This window comes from Peptostreptococcus sp. MV1, assembly GCF_000758885.1.
In the GTDB taxonomy this organism is placed as follows: Bacteria; Bacillota; Clostridia; order Peptostreptococcales; family Peptostreptococcaceae; genus Peptostreptococcus.
The window spans coordinates 19,665-30,273 of record NZ_JRNB01000015.1 but is presented as its reverse complement, the minus strand read 5'-3'; the positions used below and the strand labels follow the sequence as shown (position 1 = coordinate 30,273).

Genomic DNA, 10,609 nt, shown 5'->3' with positions numbered 1-10,609 from the left:
CAGACTGACGGCATGCCCGTCATACATATAAAAAGGAGCTAGCCTTATTTGTGGCTAGCCCTTTACTATACTTATATTATCACACTAAAATAGGTGCCTATTATATAAACTAACCCGCTAGCTTATATAATTATTTTTTATTAACTAGCAATCTAGTTTTCAGGAGAGGCCTCTTCACCCTCCTGGTCTGTCGCTAGATAGAACTCCTCGTATAAGGCTTCACAAACACCAACTGGCTCTGTTTCCTCGAAATAAGGGGCCCTATAAGTCTTTATATAAAGAACTACTGGATGGCTCAGCTTGTATACATCTATTTCCACAAACCTCTCTCCATCTTCGACTTCTTCCCTATAATTGAATACAAATGTGCCTATCTGGTACATAGACATATGGTATTTTCTAACGTCAAATTCTTGACCTATGTTTGTATTTCCCATTTTTATCCTTCCTATGCTTCAGGCATTTCCCAATTGTGGTGTACATTCTGTACATCATCATCTTCTTCTAGTATGTCTAATAGCTTTTCCATTGACTTGATCTGTCCATCTTCTTCTAGGACGCTAGTTGTCTGAGGTATTAGTTTTACATCAGCTGCCAAGAACTTGTAGCCCTTTTCTTCTAGACCATCTCTAACATCATTGAAGTCTTCTGGAGCAGTCAATATTTCATAACCCTCTTCTTCAGCTATGAAGTCCTCTGCACCTAGGTCTAGTGATGCTTCCATCAATTCATCTTCATCTGCATCCTCTGCAGCTATGAAAATCTGGCCCTTCCTATCAAACATAAATGATACACAACCTGGTGTTCCCAAGTTACCATTGTTCTTGTCAAAGTAGTATCTAACATTACCAGCTGTTCTATTCTTGTTGTCTGTTAGTGTTTCAACTATTATGGCTACTCCACCTGGTCCATAACCTTCATAAGTTATTGACTCATAGTTTTCACCTTCGCCGCCACCTACACCTTTCTTGATGGCCCTGTCTATATTATCGTTAGGCATATTGTCTGACTTTGCCTTAACTATAGCAGCCTTTAGAGATGCATTGTATTCTGGATCTCCTCCACCCTCTCTAGCTGCAACTGCAATAGCTCTTGCGTGCTTTGTAAATACATTTGACCTTGCTGCGTCCTGTTTATTTTTTCTTCCTTCAATATTATGAATACGACCCATAATTTCACTCCTTAATACTTATTTATATATTTTAAATACTTTATACGAATTGTCACCCAAATATTATATCACAAATTTCACTATTAGTTAATATAAATCTACCTACAATAGGCCCCTGACTCTTCTTTAAAGTTTGGGGCCCAATATTTTTATTGATTGATTATATCAAATATCTTTATAAATTTACACATCTTGTATATTTCTATTCAAAAATTGGTGGTCTAGCTGCTGGCACCCTCTTATGTTCACTAAGCCTGTGCAGCCTGTCAATTATAGCCTTATCCTTTTCAGGAACCTGATCTCCCTTGCCCTCAAGTACCATGTCAATATACTTGTATGTAGTTCCCATTTCATTCTCGTCAGTCTGACCTTCCCATAGACCTGCTGATGGAGCCTTGTTGATCAAGTCCTCATGGATACCTAATTCCTTGGCCCACTCGAAAACCTCACCCTTAGTAAGGTTAGCAATTGGCAAGAAGTCAACACCACCATCACCATGCTTTGTAAAGTAACCAGTATGAAGCTCTGCAGCATTATCAGTACCTGCTACTAGGTAAGCCAGATTATTGGCCACTGTATAGACTGTCGCCATCCTGACCCTAGCCCTTAGGTTTGCATCTGTCATCTTTAATGATTCTTCCCTGTATAGACCCTTGTCCTTCAACTTATCTGTAACCATATTTAGGATATCTATCTGTGGCTCATCTAGGTCAAACTCTAGGTATTCAATACCACAGCCATCTATAACCTTCATACCATCAATCTTGTCCTGTGGGTTGCTCTTTATGTTCATTATTACACCCATAGAATTTTCTGGAAAGGCCTCCTTGATCAAGTAGGCAACTACAGCTGAATCTATACCACCTGATACACCTACTACTACACCCTTGCAATGGGCCTCTTCAACCTTAGCCCTAATCCACTCTACTGTCTTGTCAATCTGCTGTCTTCTAGTCAACATAAAATCCTCCTAATTTATATACTTTGTTTTCTCATTGATTATTTATATATTGCTGATTGTTTATGCATTTTCATTACTTTTGAATCGAATTCACCTGCTCTTCTACAATATTTTTCCATCCTTAACCGATAGATAAAATTCACCCTTTTCCTCTATCTCTGCCTGTCCACTGGTAAGCTCTGTAAATAGGGCCTTCAAGTCTTCTGTCCTATCCCGCTCACAATTAATGATAATATTTACGCTGTCCATATACTCTATATCTTTTACATGATAGTCCCTATTGGCTAGTTCATTTTGAGCCTTGCCCAAAAGAGTGTAGTCCAAACCTACAGATACCTCAACAAATGGCATCTTTTCCACTATCTGCCCTGCCTCTAATCCAATCTTTGCAGTCTTGGTATAGGCACGCACTAGACCACCTGCACCCAGCTTGATTCCACCAAAATAACGAGTAGCCACGACAACTACATTACACAGACCTTCCTTTTTTATCACTTCTAGTGTAGGTATTCCGGCAGTACCTTGGGGTTCTCTATCGTCACTATACCTCTGTATGTTCATATTTTGCCCGATCACATAGGCCCATACATTATGGGTGGCATCCTTGTGTTTGGCCCTTATTTCATCTATAAAACTTCTAGCTTCCTCTTCAGTTTCAACTGGCTTGGCATAACCGATAAAAAGCGATTTTTCAATCGTAACTTCGTCACTGCCATAGTCGTGTATTGTCCTGTATGTCTCCACTAAAACACCCCTTCCCTTCAATAACTTTATTATACCACATATATGAAGAAAATTTCGCCAAAGTCCCTTATAATCTCAGGCTATAGCTAAGTGAAAGGTCTTGTAGAGGCTATTTGAAAATTTAAATTAATAAATATTTCGGAATATTTTAAAAATTTTATAAATAATTTTTATCAATAAGAAGGATTTTATCCAGTTTTATAGAATAAGATATTAATATAATTTTTAGCTTCTGGTTGTACTAGTTCTCACCAGACCTAAAAATCATAGAAGGAGGGGACAAAATTGGTAATAGGATGGGATAATGTCGACGACCTTGAGGATTACTTTATAACTTATCTCCTTTATAGAGACTCGCTAACTGTACCACAAATAGCAAGGATAAGGAATATATCGCAGGATGAGGTCAATGCTCAATTAATTACGGCAAAGATGGAAATTCGCCAGTCTAATAAAGAGAGTAAGAAGGCTAATGAAAACGATATTATCATGGATTACCTTGCATTGACCAAGGAAGAGCGATTGGAGTTTTTAGATAATTTATCTGATAAGGATAAAAATGCTTTTAAAAGACAGGTCTATAAAGGTATCTTAAAACTTAATAATATTGACGATTTGATGGTCCTAGTTTGGACTGCAGGGGAATTTAGGGATGACAGGTTTCTGAATATACTTTACCCCCTAACTGAAAAGGGGCACTCCAATCTTAGGAGGATAGCCTACTCTGCCATTGGCAAGATTGGCAGCGAAAACAGTACTCCTGTAGTTGAAATCGGACTAATGGATGAAAATCCTCAAATCAGACAGTATTGTGCCAAGTTCTTGGGTGATATTGGTAATAGGGATAGCATTAGAGTCTTGGAAAATGTTATTAGAAACAAGGCTGATTTTGAAAAGGAATATGTGATTAGGGCCTGTATCCTTTCTTTGGACAAGCTATATTCCAAGTACAAGATCAAAAAGTAGCCACGTAGGTGCGTGGTATGGTAATATTACTTATTTAAACTGGAGGGATTCAAGATGATAGTGAGACGTTGTTCTGGTGGTGTTGTGTTTTATGCAAATAAGGTTCTATTAGTTGAGAATGACAAGGGTGAATGGACTCTACCTAAGGGTAAGATCATTGGCGAGGGTCTACCTCACGAAAGCGCAATGCAGAGGGTTAAATTTGAAACCGGCGTTGATGCTAAGATACTAGATATAGCTGGTGATACTATATATGAATTTTTCTCAAGAAGTAGAAATCAAAGGGTTTGTAACGCAATTATGTGGTACGTTATGGAATCTGCTGGCCAAGAAGTCAAGCTATCTGGTGAGTTTTTAGGTGGAGGCTTCTATAAGGTATCCGAGGCACTGGAAATGTTGACACATAGCAAGGAAAAATCTCTAGTGGATGTTTCTTATAAGAAGTATAAGAACTATAAGAAGAAAGAAGAAAAATAATACCTTCGAAAATAAAGAAAACTAATTTAAGATATAATATATAAATAGCAAGACAAGTAAGAGACTTACCTGAAAGGGTAGCCACCTTGAAAAGGGCATTGCATTTGACATAATAGTCGGTGTGGTGCCCTTACTTTTTTTGGTGCAAAAAAAGAGGGTTATAAAAACCCTCTTTAAAATCAATCTTATAATGAAGACTTAGAGTAGAATTCGACTACTAGTGCATCGTTGATTTCTATTGGCACTTCTTCTCTTTCAGGCAATCTTGTCAATACAGCTGAGAAGTTAGCCTGGTTCTTAGTTAAGTAAGGATATTCACTTAAAGCTGCTGCTTCAAAGTTAGCCTTAAATAATTCGTTAGTTCTGTACTTTTCTCTTAGAGAGATTTCATCTCCAACACTAACTATGAATGATGGTATATCTACCTTTCTTCCGTTTACGTGGATGTTACCGTGAGATACCATCTGTCTAGCCTGTCTGATTGAGTTAGCTAGACCCATCCTATATACTAGGTTATCTAGTCTACATTCTAGAGTTCTTATAACTGCAGTACCTGTAGTTATTTTAGCCTTCTGAGCCTTCTTCATGTAGATTCTCATCTGCTTTTCAGATATTCCGTAGTAAGCTCTTAGTCTCTGCTTTTCAAGTAGCTGCTGACCATATGGTGTAAGCTTCTTATCACTTCTAGCAGTACCCTTACCAGCTCTGTTCATTGCCTTTGGATGACCACAAACGTTAAGTCCTAGTCTTCTAGATAACTTAAACTTAGGTCCTCTTGTAATTGATGACATATTATTTCTCCTTTTTAAATATAAACTATGGATGCACACCTTGTGCATTGTCCACTTCGAAAAATGGATGTGTGAAACTCCTAAACCAAACACACCTTAGAAGGAAATTTCGCTACATTGTCCATTTAAAGGCTATGCCTTTATTGTGTAAATACTACACGACTCATCTATTATACTACAGACTTCACACTCTGTAAAGCCTTATATAAATTCTTTTTTTTCGTATTAAATCAAGACCTTATCAAAGAAGTCTTTGGCCCTATCACTCCTAGGATTATTAAAGACCTCCTCTGGACTTCCATCTTCTACAATCTTTCCTCCGTCTACAAATATGACCCTATCTGCAACTTCCTTGGCAAAGCCCATTTCATGCGTAACTATGGCCATTGTCATGCCCTCATCTGCCAATTCCTTGATTACGTCTAGAACTTCCTTTACCATCTCTGGGTCTAGGGCTGATGTAGGTTCGTCAAATAGCATCATATCTGGTTCCATTGCTAGGGCTCTTGCTATGGCTATACGCTGCTGCTGACCACCTGATAGTTGGACTGGGTAGGCGTTTATCTTGTCCAGTAGACCTACTCTCTCCAATAGTTCTTTGGCCTTTTTTTCAGCCTCTTCCTTGCTCTTACCCTTGACCTTCATAGGGGCTAGGGTTATGTTGTCTAGAATGGTTTTGTTTGGGAAAAGATTGAAATTCTGGAATACCATGCCTATCTTTTCTCTAGTCTTGTCTATAGCTTTTATATTTTTAAGTATATCCTGGCCCTCAAATATAATCTGGCCTGATGTTGGTTCCTCTAAAAGATTCATACACCTCAAGACCGTACTCTTACCTGAGCCTGATGGGCCTATTATAACTAGGATATCGCCCTTGTCTATTTCAAGGTCTATCCCCTTTATTACCTCTAATTTTCCAAAAGACTTGTGCAGGTCTTTTAGCTCTAATAAAACTTCCTTGTCGCTCATCTTACTCTCCTATCTTTCTACAGTCATTTTCTTTTCTAGCAGGCCTACAAGCTTAGATAATGTAAATGTAATTACAAAATATATCAAGGCTGCAATCAAAAGTGGACCAAATGCATTATATGTTGAATTCTTTACTGAGTTGGCTATAAACATAATATCCATTACACCTACGAATGATACTATGGCTGACTCTTTTACCAATGATATAAATTCATTTGCCAAGGCTGGTAATATGTTTTTTATAGCCTGTGGTACTATTACATACCTCATCGACTGTATATAAGTCAAGCCCAGTGACCTACTAGCCTCCATCTGTCCCTTGTCAACAGATGATATACCTGACCTCAAGATTTCCGCTATATAGGCACCTGAATTAAGGATTAGGGCTATAAGTGCTCCAGTAAAGGCTTCATCATATCCAAACAAGGCTGGATAGTGAACTCCCAAGGCAGGTAGGCCAAACACTATGATCATAACCTGGACTACCAAGGGTGTGTCCCTTATAACTTCAATATAAACACTTGCTATCCATTTTAATACAAGCTTTTTTGATATCTTACATACACAGGCTACCAGGCCTATCATAAAACCAAATAGCAAGGCCAAAAAAGATAATAAAACTGTAACTCCTGCCCCTTGTAGGAATGACAGGTAGTAATCTCCAACAAAACTAAAATCCATTCTATACTCCTCTATCTACAATCACTCTTATAATTATTTCGTTTCCTTTGAAACTAGGTCTACTGCATTGGCAAGTATCTTGTCATATTCACCGCTGTCCTGTAGAGCCTTAATCTCTTCATTTATCAACTTAACTAAATCCTTGTTATCGCCCTTCTTTAGTGCAACTGCCATGGCTTCTTCTTCTCCACCATTAGTCAGCTTCAAGTTTTCAACTACCTTTATACCATCATACTTACCTACATTTATTCCTGCAACCTTACTATTCAATACTACAGCATCTAGGTTGCCATTCTTCATATCTGTAATCAAGTCTGGAACTGAAGTCAATGACTTGAAGTTCTCTGCCTTTAGGTTGTCCTTTACATATGTCTCCTGAGTAGAACCCTTCTGGACACCTATCTTGGCCTTCTTTAACTGGTCTTCTGAAGTAAACTTTCCTGCATCCTTGACATTTACAACCACTGCATTTTCTCCCTGGAAGTAGATTTCTGAGAAGTCTACAGCCTTTTTACGTTCTTCATTCGGTGTCATACCAGTGATTACCATGTCAGCCTTACCTGCCTGTAGGGCTGGTAGCAAGGCATCAAAGTCCATACCCTTTATCTCTAGCTCTACACCAATCTTTTCTGCTAGCTTCTTTGCTAGGTCTATGTCTGCACCAACTATATTGCTCTTACCACCTTCTGATACCATAAATTCAAATGGTGGATAGTCTGGTGATGTAGCTACAACAAGCTTGCCATTTTTCTTTATCTGCTCTAGGGCAGGCTGTCCACCTCCAGAAGTGTCTGCTGTCTTGCTACCACAGCCAACTAAACCTATTGATAATACTGCTACTAAACCTAATGCCATTAATTTCTTTAATCCTGCTTTCATGTCTCTTCTCCTTTTAAAATAAAATATAAGTCAAAATAAAAAAAGTCCCTTAGCCAATACTAGCTAAGAGACGAATATACCGCGTTACCACTCTTGTTGACAAGTTGAATCATCGACTATGGTTTGGCTAGTATTAGCTACTACTTACCTTATATACCAAGACTGGCCAGTTGTAAACCCCAGTGTATAAAGTAATAAAAAAAGTCTCTTAGCTAATACTAGCTAAGAGACGAATATACCGCGTTACCACTCTTATTGACAATTAATCTTGTCCTCTCAAACCCTTAAGGCGGGAAACCTATTAGAATACTAAATTCCTCTAATAACCTCCGAAGCTCTCTTCACTATAAAATCCAATATCAGGCTCACACCAAACCCCGACTCGCTGTAAATTCATCCAAGCTACTCTCTTCTTCAACGGCTAATATCTATTTGTTGTATTCAATTATACGATTAGAAATTGTAAAAGTCAATAGTAAATTTAAGAAATTTTAAATTAAATTTCATTTCACCCTTGCAAATACAAGTAACATATTACTGCCTCCATAAACTAGCATAATAAAATTTATAAAATTACCTCATTACAGTATATAACAATTTTGCTGAATTTTCTAGTGCATCAAGAAACTCTTCTCAAACTTCTCTGATAATGGGTCTAAAAGGTCATTTATACCTGACTTAAACATTATACCAAATATCAAAGGTATTATAGCAAATACCAATAAGGCCCCTATATCTTGAAGCAAGTTCTGCATGTAGACACCACCTATGGCCTCCCTGCAAGCGTTGATACCATAAGTGAATGGTATTACTGAATTTATGGTTCTAAAGAAGGTAGGAGTCATCTGGATAGGGAAGGTACCACCAGATCCACCTATCTGAATAACTAATAAAAACATGGCTATACCCTTACCCAAGGTCCTAAAGCAGGTCACGAGTGTGTATATCAAAATACAAAATGCTATACTACATAACATTAGAACTAGTATAAATAGGAGCGGATTCTTAGCTGTAACACCTAAGAGTGCCAGGTCTCCAGTAGATATGATCAAAGACTGGATAATGGCCAAGACCATAAAAAATGATAGACGCCCAAAATACCTGTCAATACTCCTATACTGTTTGCTTGGCTCCGTAGACATAATTGTAGCAAGTATTATAACACCTACCCAAGCGGCAAGAACACTATAAAATGGAGCCATAGAAGATCCATAATTTGCCATCTTGTACATCTTATCCTCCTTGATTTCGACTGGATTTTTGATAAAATCAGCCCTATCAAGTATATTTGACTTAATAACCTTATTAAAGGCATTTAGGTCCTTATTATTTTGTATTTCATCAATCATCTTTATAGAATCCGATACCTGGCCTCTCAATATATCTATAGAACTTGCAAGAATAGTTATGCTTGAATTTATCCTTCCGTTCACAGAAGTCGCATTATCTATAAAATTGTTTATATTTGGATATAATTGGCTAGTAGAGTCAACCACATTTCTTATATCACCAGTTATTGTCGATGTATGATTGTCTATCTTAGCAAGTGGCTTGGTTACTAAATCGTCAAAATCTAAAATGATATCATTTATACCCCTGTTTGAATCATCGACTATATTTACAATATCCTGAACCATAGAATCTGTCAGACTGTTTGTAATGTTTATCTGGTTTATAATATCCGATAGTCTAGAGCTTGCATCATTCAATCTCCTGTACTGTCCATCCAACCTACTAGCAGCATTATTTAAAATGTTGGAATTTATTATATTTATGTCACTTATCAGCTGACTGATATTACTGACTTTTGTAGCGGCTTGGTCTATCTTATCTTTAATATTTCCTATACTTGTAATAGCTTGCTGGGCTCCTTTGTCACCTATAGAATATAATGACTGGGCCATACTAGACGATGTATTTAATAACCTAGATACATCCCTTAATCCAGTTTTTAGACTAGTCGATGCATTTTGAACACTTGAAGTGGTATCAGTAGCCATACTAGCTATATCATCATTAATTTTTTTGGTATTGTTCATAGTCCTTCTAATAGCATCAAGACTAGATCTTGAATTTGCAAGTGACTTATCTAAATCGCCAACCATGCCTTTATTATTTTCAGCCAATTTCTTGCTATTGACCAATTGCTTATCCAATCTTTGTAGTGACTTTTTCATTTCTGTCAACTTTGGATTAATATCCCCTGTCATATTAGAAATACCGCCCATAGCCCCTAATGACGTCTTGCTAATAACCTGAATCAACTGTTTACTGATTTTTTCCTGGAGCTTATTAGCCCCCTGGTCAGTTATTTTCTCTGCAATTGCATTGGTCTTTTCATTAGTAGTATATACTATTTTTGCCTTTCTAACGTCCACCTGAGTCACAGATAAGAGAGATTCCGTAAAATCTTTAGGTATAGTCAAAATAGCATAATACCTACCTGTGTTGAGACCCTTCATGGCCGTTTTTGAATCCACAAAATTCCAATCAAGACTCTTGTTATCTTTAAGATTATTGACTATATCCTTACCAAAATTCAATTTTTGATTTTTAAATTCATAGTCCTCATCCTGATTTACAATTGCCACACTTAGGTTTTTGGTATTGCCATAGGGATCCCAAAAGGCTTCAATATTAAACCAGGCATATAGTGACGGGAAAATCATCAAAGCTACCACAATTATTGCTATTAAACGATTTTTTAAAACTTCTTGGCAGTCCTTGTAAAATATTTCATGTACCTTTGATGGATCTGGTATATACCTCTCCTTAAATTCTTCGTTTAAAATTTTCTTCAATCTAAACACCTTACTTTCAATACTATTTTAAATATCTATGATTTAACCCTTGTAACCAATATTTTCCCTCAATTTTGCAGTAGAGCATTCTACCATTAACTTAACTTATTTCGCTTAACTTTATCTATACTGTAGAGAATAATTCCGATACAAATAAAGATGTCCCAGA

The 10,609-nt window shown here is 37.2% G+C and carries 11 protein-coding genes and 1 other annotated feature; of the genes, 2 read left to right on the top strand and 9 right to left on the bottom strand.

The window, feature by feature from the left end; translation table 11 throughout:
* Nucleotides 1-152: 152 nt before the first annotated feature.
* From HMPREF1639_RS01815 to HMPREF1639_RS01800, 4 genes are all read right to left on the bottom strand, one after another.
* Nucleotides 153-437, bottom strand: a complete 285-nt coding sequence (locus tag HMPREF1639_RS01815) for a hypothetical protein (protein ID WP_036762649.1) — start codon at nt 435-437, stop codon at nt 153-155.
* An 11-nt stretch (nt 438-448) separates the two neighbouring features.
* Nucleotides 449-1,171: a YebC/PmpR family DNA-binding transcriptional regulator gene (locus HMPREF1639_RS01810; protein ID WP_036762648.1), complete on the bottom strand. Its 723-nt coding sequence runs from the start codon at nt 1,169-1,171 to the stop codon at nt 449-451.
* A gap of 202 nt (nt 1,172-1,373) precedes the next feature.
* Complete coding sequence (nadE, locus tag HMPREF1639_RS01805; protein ID WP_036762646.1) at nt 1,374-2,132, bottom strand: NAD(+) synthase; 759 nt, start codon at nt 2,130-2,132, stop codon at nt 1,374-1,376.
* 102 nt (nt 2,133-2,234) lie between these two features.
* Nucleotides 2,235-2,876 (bottom strand): YigZ family protein, encoded by a 642-nt coding sequence (locus tag HMPREF1639_RS01800; RefSeq protein ID WP_036762643.1) that lies wholly within the window; start codon nt 2,874-2,876, stop codon nt 2,235-2,237.
* Between the two features lie 285 nt (nt 2,877-3,161).
* Between HMPREF1639_RS01800 and HMPREF1639_RS01795 the strand changes: the two genes are divergently transcribed.
* Both HMPREF1639_RS01795 and HMPREF1639_RS01790 read left to right on the top strand, forming a co-directional pair.
* Nucleotides 3,162-3,842 carry a HEAT repeat domain-containing protein gene (locus HMPREF1639_RS01795; RefSeq protein WP_036762640.1) on the top strand — a complete coding sequence of 227 codons (681 nt, stop codon included), beginning with the start codon at nt 3,162-3,164 and terminating at the stop codon, nt 3,840-3,842.
* 54 nt (nt 3,843-3,896) lie between these two features.
* Nucleotides 3,897-4,319, top strand: a complete 423-nt coding sequence (locus tag HMPREF1639_RS01790) for an NUDIX domain-containing protein (protein ID WP_036762638.1) — start codon at nt 3,897-3,899, stop codon at nt 4,317-4,319.
* A 185-nt stretch (nt 4,320-4,504) separates the two neighbouring features.
* On the opposite strand, the gene rpsD is transcribed toward HMPREF1639_RS01790, so the two are convergent.
* From rpsD to HMPREF1639_RS01765, 5 genes are all read right to left on the bottom strand, one after another.
* Nucleotides 4,505-5,110, bottom strand: coding sequence for a 30S ribosomal protein S4 (rpsD, locus tag HMPREF1639_RS01785; protein WP_036762635.1), 606 nt, complete (start codon nt 5,108-5,110; stop codon nt 4,505-4,507).
* A gap of 225 nt (nt 5,111-5,335) precedes the next feature.
* Nucleotides 5,336-6,079: an amino acid ABC transporter ATP-binding protein gene (locus tag HMPREF1639_RS01780; RefSeq protein WP_036762632.1), complete on the bottom strand. Its 744-nt coding sequence runs from the start codon at nt 6,077-6,079 to the stop codon at nt 5,336-5,338.
* 9 nt (nt 6,080-6,088) lie between these two features.
* Nucleotides 6,089-6,760, bottom strand: a complete 672-nt coding sequence (locus HMPREF1639_RS01775) for an amino acid ABC transporter permease (RefSeq protein WP_036762628.1) — start codon at nt 6,758-6,760, stop codon at nt 6,089-6,091.
* Nucleotides 6,761-6,793: 33 nt separating this feature from the next.
* Complete coding sequence (locus tag HMPREF1639_RS01770; protein ID WP_036762625.1) at nt 6,794-7,639, bottom strand: transporter substrate-binding domain-containing protein; 846 nt, start codon at nt 7,637-7,639, stop codon at nt 6,794-6,796.
* 222 nt (nt 7,640-7,861) lie between these two features.
* Nucleotides 7,862-8,066: a binding site (T-box leader), on the bottom strand.
* A gap of 184 nt (nt 8,067-8,250) precedes the next feature.
* On the bottom strand, nt 8,251-10,449 hold the full coding sequence (locus HMPREF1639_RS01765; RefSeq protein WP_242847257.1) for a YhgE/Pip domain-containing protein: 2,199 nt from the start codon (nt 10,447-10,449) through the stop codon (nt 8,251-8,253).
* Between the last annotated feature and the right edge of the window lie 160 nt (nt 10,450-10,609).